This window comes from Caenimonas sp. SL110 (genome assembly GCF_001044395.1).
Classification (GTDB): domain Bacteria; phylum Pseudomonadota; class Gammaproteobacteria; order Burkholderiales; family Burkholderiaceae_C; genus Ramlibacter.
On sequence record NZ_JANU01000005.1, the window covers coordinates 41,856 to 59,756 of the forward strand.

A 17,901-nucleotide genomic window follows, 5' to 3' on the forward strand; every position below is an offset into this window, starting at 1 on the left:
GTGCGATCGAGCGCCAGCGCGAGCTTCACTGAACGGCATAGCCGGCGACCACGCCAGCAAACATGGTGAAGCCAAGCCAGTGATTGAGCCGAAACGCGCGGAAGCAGCCGTCGCGTGTGCGATGGCGAATCATGGTGTAGTGCCAAAGCGCCTGTCCACCGGCGGCAGCTATGGTGATTGCGATGACGTAGGCAGGCAGGCGCGTGGCCAGCACCGCACTCCAGATCCCCAGATAAGCCGCATAGCAAAACATCACCACAGCGACGTCGGCGCGCCCGAGCGTGATCGCCGAGGTCTTCATGCCGATCTTCAGGTCGTCATCCCTGTCGACCATGGCGTACTCGGTGTCATACGCCACCACCCAGAAGAGATTGCCAAGCAGAAGAAGCCAGGCCACCATAGGGATGCGCGACTGCACGGCGGCAAACGCCATGGGAATGCCGAAGCTGAAAGCAATACCCAGCACCGCCTGCGGCATTGAGACAAAGCGCTTCGCATACGGATAAGCAATCGTGATCGCCAGCGCCGCGAACGACCACGCAACGGCGAGTTCATTGGTCGTCAGCACCAGCGCAAACGCCACCAGTGCCAGGATCGCGCCGAAGGCAAGCGCTTCCTTGACCGACACCTTGCCAGACGTCACCGGCCTTTGTGCCGTGCGCTTCACATGACGGTCGAACTCGCGATCGGCAACATCGTTGACACAGCACCCGGCGCTGCGCATGAGAATCGTGCCCAGTACAAACACCGCCAGCAGATGCCAACCTGGGAATCCATGCGATGCGATCCACAGTGCGCTGAGTGAAGGCCACAGCAGCAGCAGCCAACCGGCCGGCCGGTTCCAGCGGATCAGGTCGAGGTATAGGCGAAGTTTCTCGGTCACCATCTAGAGGCCGAGACGGCGCAAATCGAGCTTGCCGTCCCGCATGGGCGGGCACCAGAAATACGCGCCATTCACGGGCCTGGAAATGCTGAACATCGCATCGACGATTCCGTCTTCCTGACCGGCCATGCGCCGCATTTGCGCCTCGAAGGCGTACAGGGACTCGCCGAATGCCACGAACATCAGTCCCGCTTGCATGTTCATCATCCACGGCATCGACCTGCGCAGCATGAACGCCGGCGGATCAAAATCTTCCTGCGCGGTTCGCTTCACATGGGCCGAAGTCGGCGAATCTTCGATCTCTTCGTTGTCGTCGCGTCGCCGACCGATGTGGTGGTCTCGCTCGTCATCGGTCAGGGCCTCGAATGCGTCCATGTCATGCAGCCACTGCTGCACTGCCACAAAACTGCCGCCGTCCAGCCCCTCGCCCTTGCCGTGCGTGAACGCGGCTTGTTCTGCTGCATCACCCGTGGGATTCTCGGTTCCGTCTTCATAGCCGGTCAGATCGCGGCCATGTCCGCTTTCGCCCAGCGCATGACGGAAGGCATCGACCACATGGCGCAGGGCAAACGCTGGCGCAAGCGCCTTTTGAACCTTGCGCGTCAGGTGCAGCAAATCGCCAAGGTCGTCGCCGCGCACCCAGCACCACAGCGTGCCAGGCGTGGACGGCACCGTGACGCCGTGACCTTCCATGGCCGGGAATTCATGCAGGCCCGGAATCTGCGCGCCCAGCGCGGCAACCAGCGAAGGGCCGAGTCCGACCACCACATCGCTGCCGTTGGACAGTGGCGAAAGCCGCACCAGCGCCTGCTTGATGCCGTCCGCGTCCGAGTCCTGCGCGAGACTGAAAACAACGTAGCGCGCCACAGCCGGCACGCCTTCGAAAATTCCGGGTTGATAGAGCCTGGTCATTGTCCTGGGATCAAAATCTTTTCGAATTCATCAAACATCACGACAGCCGCTTCACACCCGGCAACTCGCATGCGTAGATCGAGTTGCGCAGCGACGCGATCGCCTCGTAGCGCGTATAGCTGCGCCGCCACGCCAGCACCACCCTGCGCGTCGGCGGATCGCCATCGAACGGGATGTATTTCACATACGAATGGTCTTCGTTGCGCCGGCGCGGCCGCGGCTCCAGTGCCTCCTTGGGCACCGAGAGCCGAGGCACCACGGTGATACCCATTCCGGCAGCCACCATGTGCTTGATTGTTTCCAGCGACGAGCCTTCGAAGCTCTTGCGGATGCCTTCCGCATTGCTTGAAAAGCGCGCGAACTCCGGGCACACCTCCAGCACATGGTCGCGAAAGCAATGCCCGTTGCCCAGCAGCAGCATGGTTTCGCTCTTGAGCTCTTGCGCGGTCACTGTCTTGCGAGCAGCCAGCGGATGGTTGCTGGGCACCGCCGCCAGGAAAGGTTCGTCATAGAGCGCCGCCACGGCCAGCCCTGTGTCGGGAAACGGCTCGGCCATGATCGCGCAGTCGATGTCCCCCATGCGCAGCATCTCCAGCAGTTTCACCGTGAAGTTCTCCTGGAGCATCAACGGCATCTGGGGCGTACGCGAAATTGCCTGTCGCACAAGATCGGGCAGCAGGTACGGGCCGATCGTGTAGATCACGCCCAGCTTCAGCGGCCCTGCGAGCGGGTCCTTGCCGCGCTTGGCAATTTCCTTGATGTTGGCCGCCTGCTCCAGCACGCTTTGCGCCTGCTGCACGATCTCCTCGCCCAGCGCAGTCACCGACACTTCATTGGCGCTGCGCTCGAAGAGCTTGACCTCGAGTTCCTCTTCCAGCTTCTTGATCGCGACCGACAGCGTCGGCTGCGACACGAAGCATGCTTCGGCCGCCTTGCCGAAATGCTTCTCGCGCGCCACGGCGACGATGTACTTGAGCTCGGTCAGGGTCATGAAGGGATGGCTTGGTCAGGCTTTGAGGAATTCTGATTTTCCTCCGAACCAGCGCTGCTCGTGCTGTCGCGCCAATTGCGGGTGTCGGTCCAGCATCAAGGGAGCCATCTGCCGCGCCCATTCCAGCAGATGGACGTCCGTGTCGAGATCAGCAAACCGCAGCATCGCCGCGCCCGACTGTCGTGCGCCCAGAAACTCACCCGGCCCGCGAATCTCCAGGTCGCGCCGCGCAATCTCGAACCCGTCCGCCGTCTCGGCCATCGCCTTCAGGCGAGCACGCGCCGTTTCGCCCAGCTTGCCGTGTTCGCCTGCCGAATAGAGCAGGACACATGCCGAAGCGGCGGCACCACGGCCGACACGCCCTCGCAACTGATGCAGCTGCGAAAGACCAAACCGCTCTGCATGCTCGATCACCATCAACGACGCATTGGGCACGTCGACGCCCACTTCAATCACCGTCGTCGACACCAGCACCGCCATCTGCCCGGCTGTAAAAAGCGACATCACAGCTCTCTTTTCCGGCAGCGGCATGCGCGAGTGCAGCAGGCCGACCATCGCACCTGGCAATGCCTCGGTCAACGACTCATGGGTCTGCGTTGCGTTGGTCAGGTCCAGCGCCTCACTCTCCTCGATCAGGGGGCACACCCAGTAAACCTGCCGGCCCTGCGCCACCTGCGCACGGATGCGCTCGATCACCTCTTCGCGCCGGACGTCGGCGATGAGCTTGGTGACCACCGGCGTGCGACCGGGCGGCAGTTCATCGATGGTCGATACATCCAGATCCGCGTAGTAGCTCATCGCCAGCGTGCGCGGAATGGGCGTCGCCGACATCATGAGCAAGTGGGGCTCCAGTCCCTCGCCGCTCATCTTCGCGCGCAAGGCGAGCCGCTGCGCCACACCGAACCGGTGCTGCTCATCGATGATTGCGACGCCCAGGTTGCGAAACTGCACCTGCTCCTGGATCACCGCGTGCGTGCCGACCACCAGCGCTGCCTCGCCACTTGCGACAAGGGCCAGCATCGCGGTACGTTCTTTCTTTTTCTGGCTACCGGTCAGCCATGCGACGCGCAAGCCACGCGGTGCAAAGAGCGGCTCCAGCCAGCCAATCAGCTTTCGAAAATGCTGCTCGGCCAGGATCTCGGTGGGCGCCATCAACGCGCACTGCCAGCCCGCATCGATTGCGATGGCCGCAGCCAGCGCAGCGACCACCGTCTTGCCGGAACCCACATCGCCCTGCAGCAAGCGATGCATGGGCACCGGCCGCGCCAGGTCCTTCGCGATCTCGCGGCCCACGCGTTCTTGTGCGTGCGTGAGCTTGAAGGGCAGCGCCGCCAGCAGCTGGTCATGCAAACCATCCTCGACCCGCGCGAACGAAGGTGCCCTGAGCGCTGCACGCTCGCGCTTGCTCTCCAGCTGCGACAGCTGCTGCGCCAGCAACTCCTCGGCCTTGAGGCGCTGCCACGCCGGATGACTCCTGTCCTCCAGCGTCGCCAACGCCACATCGGGCGTGGGTTGATGCAGGAAGTGCAGTGAATCGCGAAGACTCCAGACCACCGGCTGGAGTGACTCCGTCACGCCCGGTGGAAAGGTATCCGACAAATCCGCGCGAGCCAGTCCGCCGAGCACCGCCTTGCGCAAATACGTTTGGGGAAGCACGGACACCGTCGAATAAACCGGCGTCAGCGCGCTCGCCAACTCGCCACCGGCAGGCTTGAACGTCGGGTGCACCATCTGCCAACCGATGAAGCCGCCTTTCAGTTCGCCGCGCACGCGAATGCGCGAACCGACTGCAAGCGCCTTTTGCAGCGATGGATAGAAAGTGAAGAAGCGCAGCACGCACGTATCGCTGTCGTCATCGACAGTCACCACCAGCTGGCGTCGCGGTCGATAGCTCACCTCGCAATTCACCACCGTGGCCTCGATCTGCGCGACATCGCCCGGGCGCGCATCGCGCAGCTTGACGATGCGCGTCTCGTCCTCGTAGCGCAGCGGCAGGTGCAGCGCCAGGTCGATGTCCCGCTTGAGCCCCATCTTCAAGAGGGCTTTCTGCGGCACCGTGAGTGCGTTCTGGGCGGCCGGCTTGGCCAGGGTTGTGGACATGGGACAATTCTGCCCTGTCTCCACTCTTGGCACGGGCTGCGTCCAGCCCTCAAGCATGCGCACCTTCACCGTAGGCGATTTCGATTTCGCCCTCCCCCCCGAACTGATCGCACAGCATCCCGCCGCACAGCGCAGCGGATCGCGGTTGCTCGACGGCACATCGCCGCAGCCGGTCGATCGAAGCTTCCGCGACCTGCCCTCCTTGCTGCAGCCTGGCGACCTGCTTGTCTTCAACGACACCAAGGTCGTGAAAGCGCGCCTGTATGGCGAAAAGCCCACGGGCGGCAAGGCCGAACTGCTGGTCGAGCGCGTCCTCACCGGCAACGAAATCGTCGCGCACATGAAGGTGAGCAAAAAGCCACCGATCGGCACCGCGATTCGAATGACAGGCGGCTTCACCGCGACGCTCACCAGCCGCTGGCCCGATGCCGATGGGCCGCTCTTTCGCTTCACGCTCGATGGCGATCCGTGGACCCTGATGGAGCAGCACGGCCATGTGCCCCTGCCGCCCTACATCGAACACGGCGACACGGCCGACGACGTGCGCCGTTACCAGACCGTGTTCGCAAAGAACCCGGGTGCAGTCGCAGCACCGACGGCCGCATTGCACTTCGACGAGCCGCTGCTTGCGCAGTTCGACGCGCGCGGCATCGAGCGCGCCAGTGTCACGTTGCATGTGGGCGCCGGCACCTTCCAGCCAGTCAAGGTGGAAAACATCGCAGACCACCGCATGCACAGCGAGTGGTACGAAGTGCCGCAGGCCACGCAGGCCGCCATCGCAAGCGCGAAGGCGCGCGGCGCACGCGTGATCGCGGTCGGCACGACGACAGTGCGCACGCTGGAATCCTGGGCCGTATCCGGCCAGGCCACAGGCGACACCAGCATCTTCATCACGCCGGGCTTCCAGTTCCAGGTCGTCGACCGCCTCGTGACCAACTTCCACCTGCCCCGCTCGACGCTGCTCATGCTGGTGAGCGCGTTCGCGGGCTACGACCACATCATCAAGCTCTATCGCCACGCCATTGAATCGCGCTACCGGTTCTTCAGCTACGGCGATGCGATGCTGCTGCAACGCGCCTGACACCATGCTCAATTTCGACCTGATCAAAACCGAAGGCCACGCGCGTCGCGGCCGTCTCACCCTCAACCATGGCATCGTGGAGACGCCGATCTTCATGCCGGTCGGCACCTACGGCACTGTCAAGGGCGTCACGCCGCGCTCGCTCGACGAGATGGGCGCGCAGATCATCCTGGGCAACACCTTCCATCTGTGGATGCGCCCTGGGCTCGATGTGCTCAAGCAGTTCGGTGGCCTGCATCGCTTCGAATCGTGGAGCAAGCCCATCCTGACGGACTCAGGCGGCTTCCAGGTCTGGAGCCTGGGCGAGATGCGCAAGATCAGCGAAGAGGGCGTGAAGTTCTCATCGCCCGTCAACGGCGACAAGCTGTTCCTCACGCCCGAGGTATCGATGCAGATCCAGACGGCACTCAACAGCGACATCGTGATGCAGTTCGACGAATGCACGCCCTACGACACCCGGGGCCACATCACGACTGAAGCCGAGGCTCGCGTATCGATGGAGTTGAGCCTGCGCTGGGCAGACCGCTGCAAGACCGAGTTCGCGCGGCTTGAAAACCCCAATGCGCTTTTTGGCATCGTGCAGGGCGGCATGTTCGAGCACCTTCGGGATGAATCCTTGCAGGGGCTGGTCGAGATGGACTTCCCCGGCTATGCCGTCGGTGGCGTCAGCGTCGGCGAGCCCAAGGAAGAAATGCTGCGCATCATGGCGCACACTCCCCATCGCCTGCCGGCCAACAAGCCGCGCTACCTGATGGGCGTCGGCACACCCGAAGACCTGGTCGAAGGCGTCGCGCAGGGCGTGGACATGTTCGACTGCGTGATGCCCACGCGCAATGCGCGCAACGGCCACCTGTTCACCCGCTTTGGCGACCTGAAAATCCGCAACGCGCGCCATCGGATCGACGAGACGCCGCTGGATGAAACCTGCACCTGCTATGCGTGCAAGAACTTCTCGCGTGCCTACATGCACCACCTGGAGCGCTGCGGTGAAATGCTCGCGCCCATGCTGGCGAGCATCCACAACCTGCACTACTACCTGAACCTGATGCAGGAGATTCGCGATGCGCTCGACGCGGGTGAATTTGCAGCGTTTCGCGAGCGGTTCAAGCGGGACCGGGCGCGAGGGGTCTAGGCTGTCATTGCGGACCCTTCGACAAGCTCAGGAGAGCCTTGATCCGCAATCCATGCCCTGGACTCGATCCGCAATCCATGACTTCAACGGCCGTCGCCGCTTCGCGGTGGATGCCGGGTCAAGCCCGGTATGACATCCCACTCATTCGCGGATTTCGTCAAGGCAACGTGCCCGGCCCGGTCTCCAGCACCCTCGACGGCACGACATCGCGGCTGTCTTCGCTGTCCTGCGAATCGTCGCTGTCGTCCGGGTCCATGTAGTTCAGGCGTGCCCTCATGCTCTCGCGGTCCATCGTTTCGGTGAGGTGCGAAAAGCGCGCTTCGCGCATCGGCTTTTGCAGGGTGCGCCTGAACTCCACCCGCATCACGTTTCGTGTGCGAATCCAGTAATCGGCGCGACGCGTCTGGCGTGCGCGCTTTTCCGGTGACAAGGCCGTCGCAGCCAGTTTCTCATCGGAGTTGAGCGGCACCACCACCCAGCCAAAGGGCCCCGGCTTGCAGTCGAAGTGATCCCACAGTGCGTCATAACTGGCAAAGATCTTCTGGCCCGCTTCGCGGTAACGCCCCTGCCATCGGTACGACCAGTGATGCAGCCGGTGCGCGGCCGGATCGAGCCCCACCAGGTGCAACTGCCAGAACCGCGCGAGCTCCTGTGCCACGCGCACCAGCAGCACCGAAGGCTTCCAGCCCTGCAGGCCCTGGTTCAATTCCATCGGGCTGATCCGCTGCACCGGGTTGCGCTGGCCGCGCACCCCGCCAATGACCAGGCACGCTTTGTCGCCAATGCGAAATCGGCTGAACGCCAGCACGGCAACTTCCATCGGTTGCGCCTTGTGCTGGATGTCGTTGGAGCGCTGCGCGACCAGCGTCAGGAGCAGCTCGCCCTCGGGACTGTGCATGTGGGCCTGCTGCAGCTGCAGCCGCATGTAGTCGTAGCCGCGCGGCGCAGTGAGCTCCACGACGGAGATTGCGCGACCCGCAAGAATCTTCTCGAAGGCGTCGCGCTGGAATGCACCCTCCAGCCAATCCATATGGTCGATGAGCTGCACGACGCGTTCGCTGAACGAAACCTCTCGATGCACCGAAGGACGCACCGCACGCAGGTACTCGCCAGCCAGATCCTTGACCAGGCCGCGCGATTGCAGCTCCCAGGCCACGCTCATCCAGCGGCTCATGGCACGGCCGTGCCCGAACGTCGCCTTCAGCGCGCGCCAGAACAGCCGGCCGCGCGTCACGCCGCCGCCCGCGTGCTTGGGCTGCAGGGCCCATTTCAGGCCGTTCCAGATGCTGGGGATGCGATGGGACTGGCTTTGACCCATACGTCAGCGAAACACCGTCAAGACGCCCGTGTACCCGTACAGATGGTGGCGGGCGATCTCGCCGCCTGCAAAAAAACCGACCAGCGGCACATCGCCCAACGCACGGCGGACGATTTGCAGTTCAGCGCTCGGCCCGCCAAAGTGAGGACCGCCGCGACCCGCGCAACTCACGTAGATGGCGCCGGCAATACGCCGCTGCGGACTGGGCATCGCCAGCGGCTCCGGCGCAGCAAGGGCTGCAGCCACTGTCTGCGGCAGTTCTTCCGGCTCAAGTTCCTCGCGGATCTCGGCGCAGATGCGGATGAGGTCCGCCCGCGCGGCCTGCGCATTGCGTTGGCAGAACGCCATGCGCATACCGGGCTCCACCTTGTCCGCCACCGCAATCCCGCGCCGCCCCGGGTCCAGGCCGATGATGTGGCGAACGACAACATCAGCGCCAAAGTTGCCCGTGCGGCTGACCGCGTCCGCACCGGGTTCGGTGAGCCCGACCAGTGTCGAGCGCAGCGCAGTCATCGCTGCTTGCGGCTCGTCCAGCGAAATGCCCGCGTCGCGTAGCAACAGGTCCAGCGCGGGTTGTCCGTCGATCTCTGTGATGACGTTACCTTCTGCGGCGGTGATCACGCGCTGCGCCGATATCGGCTGGCAGCCTTGCGTCACGCGTGAGATGAGTGAGACGCCTTCGCCGAAGGCGACACCGGAAAGCCCGCCGCGAAAAACTCCGCCGGCAGCGCCCTGCCCCCGGATGTTGCCGTTGCCGCCCACCGCAAACTGCACGGCATCGCTCCTGCTTGCAGCAAGTCCCCCGAAGAGATAACCGGTCGCAGTGCGGCTCGCCATTTCGGCGATGAGCTCTGCCACATCGGGCGTGCCTGCATCGGCATGGACCAGCGCGGTGTAGGGCTCGAATCCCATGCCATCGCCGACGCCCAGCGGCGCCACGCCGGAAAACACACGGTACTGGTCGGTCGGCAGTTCGCACAGCATGACAGCTAGCGCCGGCTCGTCGAAGTACTCCACATTGCTGGACGCAATGCCGATACCTACAGTGCCCGACCAATCGGTGATCTCGCGCAATTCGGCGCCCAGGTGGTCCAGGATCTCCTGGGCCTGGCCCGCGTAGTGGTCGGTGATGTAGAGCAGCCCGAGCGTTGGCGACTTCGCGTAGTCGGGCAGGGCCATCTGCGCGCGCAACTGCGCCAGAACCAGCCCTGCAGCCATCTGCCATTGGGGGTGCGTCGCATGACCGAACGGGAACAGCTTTGTCGCTTGCGTACTCATCTTCTGGTCACCGTGCCGGCTCGTATCGCGTCAAGCTTTCCTGGCGGTGCGTTTGGCCGCCTGCTTGCGCGCTCCAGCCGCGACTGAGCCACCGGCCGCCTTGGCCATGCCGGTCGCGGTCTTGTACGCGCCCTTGGCAACACCCGTGGCCACATTTTTGGCGGTGTGCACAGCCGTCTGCGTGGCCGCATCTTTCATCGCGGTGCTCGCGATTTCCTGGAACTGCTGCGTGAGCGCGCCCCACCACTGCAGCGGATCGACCACGCCAGCCTGCGCCGCCGCCCTGGACTTGGCAGCGCCCTTCTTCCTTGCAGGAGTCGAAGCCGCCGATTCGCCAGACAAGGCATTGGCGGTATCGGCAACTTTTTCGGCCGCCATCTGCACGCCGCTCATGACGGTGTCTGCCGCCTTGAGCTTCAATGCATTGGCGACATCGCCCATGTTGAAGTTCATGCCCTTGAGCGTGGCCAGCGTCATCTTCTGGACTTCGAGCGCCTGTATGGTCGCGCCGAGTGCCTTGGAATTCTGGTCGAGCCAGAAGTGCACCGCCTTGAGCTCGCCGATGCGCTTGTCGAGTTCTTCGACGTTCAGCGTGGGAGCAACCCAATTGGACAAGTTGGGCATCTGCGGCAGGGTTTGCGACGCCCCCTTGGCCAGGTTCTGCAGGAAATCAAAACCGGGCACGAATTTGCCGAAACCCATCTGCTGGTTATCGCTCATGGCCTTGGCTCCACTGGAGTTGTGCTGGCTGTGAGCTTAACCCATGCGCCGCCGCCGGACAGGCCTGTTTCAGTGTTTGTGCGGCTCTGTCGCCGCACCTGCCGGCGCGCCCGGTGCCTGCATGGACACGGGCACCTGCAGCTCCATCTTCAGCTGGGCGCCTGCCGCGTTGCGAAAGAGCAAGGTGAGGGGCACGAGCGTGTCTTTTTGCAGCGGCTGCTTCAGCTCCATCAGCATCAGGTGGTAGCCGCCCGGCTTGAGCTCGAACGGCGTGCCCGGCACGAGATCGACCTTGTCGACCGCGCGCATGCGCATCACATCTCCTTCCATCTTCATCTCATGGATTTCGGCTATGCCGGCCGCAGGGGTCGCCGCGCCAACCAATTGCAACGGCTCGCGCGCGATCAGGCGCATGAAGCCGCCGGTGCCCTGCTGCCCCGGCACGGAGCCGCGCACCCAGGCGGCTTCCACCTTAGGAAGCGCCTTCGCCAGCGCGAAGTCGCGCGCATCCATCACCTGCAACAGCGCCGCCGGGGTCTTCATGCCTGCGGTGGAGGTGCCCTGCGCCGGGACGTCCGCCCAGTCCAGGCTGCCTTGCTCGCAGGTCTGCAGCACCTTGAACCACACCGGGCGCGCGCCGCGCGTGGTCGAACCTGCGATCACGAAATCAGCGCGGGTGCCATCGGCGAGCGCAGCCTCCTTGCTGCCTGCGGTCCAGGTCACGGCTGTCGGCGTGGCATCGAGCTTCCATCCGGGACGCGGCAGGGGCTTTGCACTCACGAAACCCTGGGGCAGTCGAACCGTGATCGCGGTCGTCGGCGACTTGTTGCATCCGTGGCCCACGCGAAAGACCGCCTGGTACGGCGCGCCGGCTTCGGCCACCGGTGTTTCCAGGGTCACGTGAGCCTGCGCGACAGGCACAGCCAGGGCCAGCAAGGAAAAAGAGAGAGAAAGAGAAAAGCTTTTCGCAGTCATGGAAATATCCGTCAAACCAACATGGAACAGTCCACGAGGCAACCCGTGCCCCGCAGCGCGTCAGAGGGCGACGAAAGACGGCGGGCCGCGCGCGGGCAGCGATGCGGCGGCGACCTTCGCAAACTGCGAGGAGGTGTCGGCGGATTGCGGTTGCGCGAGATTGACCTGACTGGAAAAGGCCGATCCATAGGCAACCGGCGGCGCCCCTGCGATCAGGCACAGGGGGCAATCGAGCGTGTGGCTGGATGCGGCTGTCGTGCTGTCGTCGCCCGTGGCAACCAGCTTGATTGCACCCGAAGCCGAACACACGAGCTCCATGCCCACCGGCTTGACCACCGGTGAGGCAACGGCCGCGCCAATCGACAAAACGAACCACGCCAGCACGAGGCGGGCGAGAAACGATGCCCTTCGAAGGGACTGGAGCGGCTGCATGGCGGCAATTATCTCAAACCGTCCAGCGACTCCCAGACCCCGGGGGTTTCAGAAATTCGGGGAACGGCGCTCCCGCAGCGACGCCACGCCTTCGCGCACATCAGGCCCGGCAAAGCCCATGAATTCAAGCGCCAGCGATGCATCGAAGGCAGGACCGGCCTGGCGCAGCCAGTTGTTGAGCGAGTACTTGGTCCACCGGATCGCCGTCTGCGAGCCCGTCGCCAGCCGGTCCGCGATGCCGTAGGCCTTGTCCAGCAACTGCGCATCCTCGACGGCCAGCGACACGAGGCCGATGCGCTCGGCTTCCTCGCCGCTCACCGGCTCGCACAGCAGCAGGTAGTACTTGGCCTTGGCCATGCCGCACAGCAGCGGCCAGACAATCGCGGCATGGTCGCCGGCTGCAACCCCCAGCCGGGTGTGCCCATCGACGATCTTGGCCGACTTTGCAGCAACAGAGATATCTGCCAGCAGGCCGGCGACAAGACCCGCTCCCACCGCCGGTCCGTGCAACGCACTCACGATCGGCTTGTCGCAGTTGATGACGTTGTAGACCAGGTCCCTCGCTTCCTTCCAGACGCGGGTGCGCACTTCAAAGTCCTGCGCCATGCTCTCCACCAGTTCCAGGTCGCCGCCGCCTGAAAATCCCAATCCCTCACCGCGCAACACAGCGCACCGCACCGTGTCGTCGGCGCTCACGTCTCGCCAGATTTCCGTCAGCTCGCGATGCCCGGCGTGGCCTGCCGTTGGCAGCTTGCCGTTGAGCGCGCGCATCTGGATGTCGAGCACGCTGTCCTGCGGGCCCCGGCGGGTGATGGAAAGGGTCGTGTAACGCGAGTAATCCACGGTGCTCATGGTCGAGGTCTCCAGATGTCGATGGTGCGAGCTTAAGTCTTGTGCGGGGTGCGAACCGCTGAGTCTCATTCATCCTGTCAGGCCGTAGGTTTGGTCCTACGCCCGCTCGCGTGGCTCGGGTCTGGTCAACAACAGGGGCGGCTGTTAGCGTGGCTCGGATGAATCTGGTGGACATCCTGGTGCCTTCGAGCGCCCTTTTTCTCGACTTCGACGGCACGCTGGTGGACATCGCACCGCAACCTGACGAGGTCATCGTGCCGGCAGGCCTGGTCCAGATGCTGGACGCGCTCAACACCTACCTCGGCGGCGCACTCGCGCTGATCTCGGGCCGTCCTTTGGCCCAAATCGACGCTTTCCTGCATCCGCTGAAGTTGCCGGCTGCCGGCGTGCATGGCGCCGAACGCCGCGGCGCCAACGGCGAGGTAGCCCTGCTGACCACGCAGCCCCTGCAACAGGTCGAAGACGCAGCGCGCGCACTGGCGGCTCGTTATCCCGACCTGCTGGTGGAAACCAAGCGAGGCTCTGTCGCGCTGCATTACCGGCAGGCGCCCGAGCTGCAAGACCAGTGCATCGCCGCCATGCAGGCAGCCGTCGAGGACTCGCCCGGCATGTCGCTGCTCAAGGGCAAGATGGTGGTCGAGGCCAAGCCGGGCGGTGCGAGCAAGGGGCTTGCCATCGAGGCCTTCATGCACGAAGCGCCGTTTGCCGGACGCCGGCCGGTGTTCGTGGGCGACGACGTGACCGACGAAGTCGGATTCGCGACCGTGCAGCGCCTGCAGGGGCTGGGCGTCAAGGTGGGTGAAGGCCCATCGGTCGCATGGCAGCGCGTCGAATCCCCCGCGCAATTTCGCCTTCAACTCCACGACGCCGTGGCCCGCAAGGCCGGAAAGGTCAACGCATGAACGTGCCGGTGCAAACCTATGAGCAGTCCCTGAAACTCGGCGTCGTCGGCAATTGCGCATTCAGTGCGCTGATCGACGACCGCGCCAGCATCGTGTGGTCGTGCCTGCCGCGCTTCGATGGGGACCCGGTGTTCAACCGCCTGCTGGACGGCAGCGACAACGGCAGTCACTGGTCGTTCGAGCTGGAGCACTTTGCGCGCAGCGAACAGCACTACGAGCCCAACACCGCCATCTTGCGCACGCGCCTGTACGACGAGCAGGGCCAGGGCATAGAGATCACCGATTTCGCGCCGCGTTTTTTCAATCGCGGTCGCATGTTCAGGCCGCTCACGCTGGTGAGGCGGGTCAGGGTGCTCTCAGGATCACCTCGCGTGCGCGTGCTGCTGCGGCCCCGCTTCGACTACGGACGGCAGGTGCCAACCGTCACCCAGGGCAGCACGCATCTGCGGTTCGTCGGCGCCGCGCAGACGCTGCGCGTCAACAGCGATGCGCCGCTCAGCTACCTCATGTCCGAGACTTTCTTCGTGCTGGACCGGCCGATGAATTTCATCCTCGGTCCTGACGAAACACTCACCTCGGGCATCGAAGACACGGCCATTCATTTCGAGCAGGAGACCGCGACCTACTGGCGCTCGTGGACGCGCGCGCTGTCGCTTCCGCTGGAATGGCAGGACGCGGTGATCCGCGCGGCGATCACATTGAAGATGACGCTCTTCGAGGACACCGGCGCGATCGTTGCGGCGATGACCACCAGCATCCCCGAAGCACCCGGCAGCGGCCGCAACTGGGACTACCGCTTTTGCTGGTTGCGCGATGCGTTCTTCGTGGTGCGGGCGCTCAACAGCCTGTCCGAAGTCGCCACGATGGAAGAGTACCTGCGGTGGCTCAACAACATCGTCGTGCGCTCCAACGGCGGCCACATCCAGCCGCTGTACGGCATCGGCCAGGAAGAGCAGCTCCCCGAAGAAATCCTGTCGCACCTGCCCGGCTATCGCGGCATGGGGCCGGTGCGTGTGGGCAACCAGGCGCAGGAACATTTCCAGCATGACGTGTACGGCAACATCATCCTGGGTGCGTCGCAGTCGTTCCACGATCACCGCTTGTTCCGTCGCGCAGGCAAGGCGGAGTTCGCCTACCTTGAAGCGGTCGGCGAGCAGGCGTTTCGCGTCTATGACAAGCCCGACGCCGGCATGTGGGAGTTGCGCACGCGAGCGCGCATCCACACGTCGTCCGCACTCATGAGCTGGGCCGCCTGCGACCGGCTCGCCAAGGTCGCCGCTGCACTGAAGATGCCCGACCGCATCCGCTACTGGCGCGAGCGCGCCGACGTGATTCGTGCGCGCATCCTGAGTGAAGCCTGGAGCGATGAACGACAGGCCTTTGCAGAAAGCTTCGGCGGACGCGACCTCGATGCCAGCGTGCTGCTCATGGCCGAGGTGAACTTCATCGACCCCAACGATGCGCGTTTTGTCTCCACCGTCGAGGCGCTGGAAAAGCACCTGTGCGACGGCCCGTACATGCGACGCTACGAGGCACCCGATGACTTCGGCAAACCCGAGACAGCGTTCAACATCTGCACCTTCTGGCGCATCGACGCGCTCGCACGGATCGGGCGCAAATCGGAGGCGCGCGAAATCTTTGAGGTGATGCTCAAGAGCCGCAACCCGCTCGGCCTGCTGTCCGAAGACACGCACCCCGTCACCGGCGAAATGTGGGGCAACTTTCCACAGACCTATTCGCTGGTCGGCACGATCAACGCCGCCGTGCGTTTGTCAGCGCCGTGGGACACGGTCATCTGATGTCGCGTCTGGTCGTCATTTCCAATCGCGTTGCAGACCCGCGCAAATCCGCAGCGGGCGGCCTGGCCGTGGCGCTGGCCGATGTGCTCAACAGCACGGGTGGCATGTGGTTTGGCTGGAGCGGCAAGATCATCGAAGCCGCAGACGGCGGCAAGCCGGGCGAGGGCGAGATGCACACGCACCAGGCCGGGCCCGTGAAACTGGTCACGCTGGACCTGTGCCGCGAAGACTACAAGTCGTACTACGAAGGCTATTCCAACGGCGTGCTGTGGCCGGTCTTTCACTACCGGCTGGACCTCGCCGACTTCGATGCCGGCTACATCGGCGGCTACCGGCGCGTGAACCAGCTGTTCGCACGCAAGCTCCTGCCACTGCTGCAGGAAGACGATGTCATCTGGATCCATGACTATCACCTGATTCCGCTGGCGGCTGAATTGCGTGCGCTGGGCTGCACGCAGCGCATCGGTTTCTTCTTGCACATCCCGCTGCCTCCGCCGCTGATCCTGGCTGCGATACCGGGGCACGACTGGCTGCTGCGCGCTCTGTTTGCGTATGACCTGGTGGGCTTTCAAAGCCATTCAGACCTGGAGCACTTCGCGCGCTATGCGCAGACCGAAGCTTTTGCGCAGAACCTGGGCGACGGAAGGTGGCGCGCATTCAATCGCACAGTGCATGCAGGCGCGTTCCCGATCGGCATCGACGTCGAAGAGTTCCAGGCGCTGGCCGATGCGCCCGAGGGTCGCGAGATGTTCGACCGCATGACGCGCGAATATTCCCGGCGCCAGTTGCTGGTCGGCGTGGACCGGCTCGACTATTCGAAGGGCCTGCCGCATCGCATGCGTGCGTTTCGCGAGCTGCTGCAAAGCTATCCCGAGAATCGCAAGAAAGCGACGCTGATCCAGATCGCTTCGCCCAGCCGCGAAGAGGTCGACGCGTACACCGACATCCTGCACGAGCTGGAGTCGCTGTGCGGCTCGATCAACGGCAACTATGGCGAACTCGACTGGATGCCGGTGCGCTACATCCACCGCAACGTTGCGCGACCCAAGTTGCCGGGGCTTTATCGCGCGAGCCGCGTGGCGCTGGTGACGCCATTGCGCGACGGCATGAACCTGGTGGCCAAGGAGTTCGTCGCGGCGCAGGACCCCGCCGATCCGGGTGTGCTGGTGCTGTCGCGGTTTGCAGGTGCTGCCGAGCAGATGACCGAAGCGCTGTTGGTCAATCCGTATGACATCGAAGCAACGGCCAATGCGATCAACCTCGCGTTGCAGATGCCGCTGGAAGAGCGCCGCGCGCGGCACGCGGCGCTGCTCGCCACGATCCGCAAGTTCGATGTGCACTGGTGGTGCAACTCGTTCCTCGACACCTTGTCGAAGGCCGAGTCGCAGGTGAGCGGAACGCCGTGGTTACGGCTCTAGCGCTTAACGCGGCGCAGCCATCTTCTGCTCGATCGCCCCAAAAACACTCTGCCCATCCACACCCTTCATCTCGATGCGAATCGTGTCGCCGAACTTCATGAATTCAGTCGATGGCTTTCCGTTCTGGATGGTTTCGATCGCGCGCTTCTCCGCAATGCAGCTGTAGCCCTTGGGCCACTCGGTCTTGCCGTTCTTGCCTTCCACGCCCTTGTTGCTCACCGTCCCCGAGCCGATGATGCTGCCCGCGCGCACATTGCGCGTCTTGCACACATGCGCAATCAGCTGGCCGAAGTGAAACGTCATCTCCGGGCCGGCTTCGCACATGCCGACCTTGCGGCCGTTCCAGGTGCTTTGCAGCGTGAGATGCAGGCGCCCCTTGTCCCATGAATCGCCCAGCTCGTCGAGCGTCACGGCAACCGGGCTGAAGGCCGTCGCGGGCTTGCCCTGGAAAAAGCCGAAGCCCTTGGTCAGCTCGGCCGGGATGAGGTTTCGCAGGCTCACGTCATTGGCAATCATCACGAGCCGGATGCCGTCCAGCGCCTGCTCGGGCGAGGCCATCATCGGCACGTCGCCGGTGATGACAGCAATCTCGGCCTCGAAGTCGATGCCGTACTCTTCTTTGGGCACGATGACATCGTCGTTCGGTCCCAGGAAATCATCGCTGCCACCTTGATACATCAGCGGATCGGTGTAGAACGAATGCGGCACTTCGCTGTCGCGCGCTGCCCGCACCAGCTCGACGTGGTTGATGTACGCCGACCCATCAGCCCACTGGTAGGCGCGTGGCAAAGGGGCCATGCACTGCGCGGTATCGAACGCAAACGCGTGGCGCGCCTTGCCGTTGTTGAGCGTGTCGTAGAGGTCCTGCAGCTGGGGCGAGATGAAGCCCCAGTCGTCCAGCACCTGCTGCATGCGGTCGGCAATGCCGGTCGCATAATGAGCAGTACTCAGGTCGCGCGAGACCACGACCAGCTGGCCGTCGCGTGAACCGTCCTTGTAAGTGGCGAGCTTCATGTGTTTCGTTGTCCGGTGATGGCGAATGCGCTAGAGTCCAGCGCCATTACGCATTGTGAAATGAATTTACCTAATCGAAATTCTAGCGGAAGCA

The 17,901-nt window shown here is 63.9% G+C and carries 16 protein-coding genes; 5 read left to right on the top strand and 11 right to left on the bottom strand.

Translation table 11 applies throughout. The features are described 5' to 3' along the window. Positions 1-25 precede the first annotated feature (25 nt). The 4 genes from ubiA to recG are packed head-to-tail and all read right to left on the bottom strand — an operon-like array spanning position 26 to position 4,886. The gene (ubiA, locus tag AQ12_RS03490; protein ID WP_048438478.1) at positions 26-886 is read right to left on the bottom strand and encodes a 4-hydroxybenzoate octaprenyltransferase; all 861 of its coding nucleotides are present in this window, start codon (positions 884-886) and stop codon (positions 26-28) included. After that, positions 887-1,795, bottom strand: coding sequence for a Dyp-type peroxidase (locus AQ12_RS03495; RefSeq protein ID WP_048438479.1), 909 nt, complete (start codon positions 1,793-1,795; stop codon positions 887-889). Positions 1,796-1,832: 37 nt separating this feature from the next. Further along, entirely contained in the window at positions 1,833-2,786 is a 954-nt protein-coding gene (locus AQ12_RS03500; protein WP_048438480.1) for a LysR substrate-binding domain-containing protein, read from the bottom strand. Between the two features lie 15 nt (positions 2,787-2,801). Continuing rightward, complete coding sequence (gene recG, locus AQ12_RS03505; RefSeq protein WP_048438481.1) at positions 2,802-4,886, bottom strand: ATP-dependent DNA helicase RecG; 2,085 nt, start codon at positions 4,884-4,886, stop codon at positions 2,802-2,804. A 55-nt stretch (positions 4,887-4,941) separates the two neighbouring features. Between recG and queA the strand changes: the two genes are divergently transcribed. Next, on the top strand, positions 4,942-5,967 hold the full coding sequence (gene queA / locus AQ12_RS03510) for a tRNA preQ1(34) S-adenosylmethionine ribosyltransferase-isomerase QueA (RefSeq protein WP_048438482.1): 1,026 nt from the start codon (positions 4,942-4,944) through the stop codon (positions 5,965-5,967). A gap of 4 nt (positions 5,968-5,971) precedes the next feature. After that, positions 5,972-7,099 carry a tRNA guanosine(34) transglycosylase Tgt gene (gene tgt, locus AQ12_RS03515; RefSeq protein WP_048438508.1) on the top strand — a complete coding sequence of 376 codons (1,128 nt, stop codon included), beginning with the start codon at positions 5,972-5,974 and terminating at the stop codon, positions 7,097-7,099. A gap of 157 nt (positions 7,100-7,256) precedes the next feature. Here the strand turns inward: tgt and AQ12_RS03520 are convergent, their stop codons facing one another. The 6 genes from AQ12_RS03520 to AQ12_RS03545 all read right to left on the bottom strand — a co-directional run bounded on the left by AQ12_RS03520 (position 7,257) and on the right by AQ12_RS03545 (position 12,665). Beyond that, on the bottom strand, positions 7,257-8,417 hold the full coding sequence (locus AQ12_RS03520) for a DUF535 family protein (RefSeq protein ID WP_048438483.1): 1,161 nt from the start codon (positions 8,415-8,417) through the stop codon (positions 7,257-7,259). Between the two features lie 3 nt (positions 8,418-8,420). Next, entirely contained in the window at positions 8,421-9,695 is a 1,275-nt protein-coding gene (locus tag AQ12_RS03525) for an FIST N-terminal domain-containing protein (protein ID WP_048438484.1), read from the bottom strand. Between the two features lie 30 nt (positions 9,696-9,725). Then, positions 9,726-10,415, bottom strand: coding sequence for a PhaM family polyhydroxyalkanoate granule multifunctional regulatory protein (locus tag AQ12_RS03530; protein WP_048438485.1), 690 nt, complete (start codon positions 10,413-10,415; stop codon positions 9,726-9,728). Between the two features lie 69 nt (positions 10,416-10,484). Next, positions 10,485-11,390 carry a copper chaperone PCu(A)C gene (locus tag AQ12_RS22935; protein ID WP_082151391.1) on the bottom strand — a complete coding sequence of 302 codons (906 nt, stop codon included), beginning with the start codon at positions 11,388-11,390 and terminating at the stop codon, positions 10,485-10,487. Between the two features lie 60 nt (positions 11,391-11,450). Further along, on the bottom strand, positions 11,451-11,822 hold the full coding sequence (locus AQ12_RS03540) for a hypothetical protein (protein ID WP_048438486.1): 372 nt from the start codon (positions 11,820-11,822) through the stop codon (positions 11,451-11,453). Between the two features lie 48 nt (positions 11,823-11,870). Further along, entirely contained in the window at positions 11,871-12,665 is a 795-nt protein-coding gene (locus tag AQ12_RS03545) for an enoyl-CoA hydratase/isomerase family protein (RefSeq protein WP_048438510.1), read from the bottom strand. Positions 12,666-12,832: 167 nt separating this feature from the next. Here AQ12_RS03545 and otsB point away from each other — a divergent pair, with 167 nt between their 5' ends. The 3 genes from otsB to otsA are packed head-to-tail and all read left to right on the top strand — an operon-like array spanning position 12,833 to position 16,793. Next, positions 12,833-13,576: a trehalose-phosphatase gene (gene otsB, locus AQ12_RS03550; protein WP_048438487.1), complete on the top strand. Its 744-nt coding sequence runs from the start codon at positions 12,833-12,835 to the stop codon at positions 13,574-13,576. Continuing rightward, entirely contained in the window at positions 13,573-15,375 is a 1,803-nt protein-coding gene (locus AQ12_RS03555; RefSeq protein WP_238587640.1) for a glycoside hydrolase family 15 protein, read from the top strand. Before otsB ends, AQ12_RS03555 begins: the two co-directional genes overlap by 4 nt. After that, a complete protein-coding gene (otsA, locus tag AQ12_RS03560; protein ID WP_048438489.1) occupies positions 15,375-16,793 on the top strand; it encodes an alpha,alpha-trehalose-phosphate synthase (UDP-forming) in 1,419 nt (472 codons plus the stop codon). Before AQ12_RS03555 ends, otsA begins: the two co-directional genes overlap by 1 nt. A 3-nt stretch (positions 16,794-16,796) precedes the next feature. Here otsA and AQ12_RS03565 read toward each other — a convergent pair whose 3' ends face one another. Then, positions 16,797-17,807, bottom strand: coding sequence for a fumarylacetoacetate hydrolase family protein (locus AQ12_RS03565; RefSeq protein ID WP_048438490.1), 1,011 nt, complete (start codon positions 17,805-17,807; stop codon positions 16,797-16,799). Positions 17,808-17,901 lie beyond the last annotated feature (94 nt).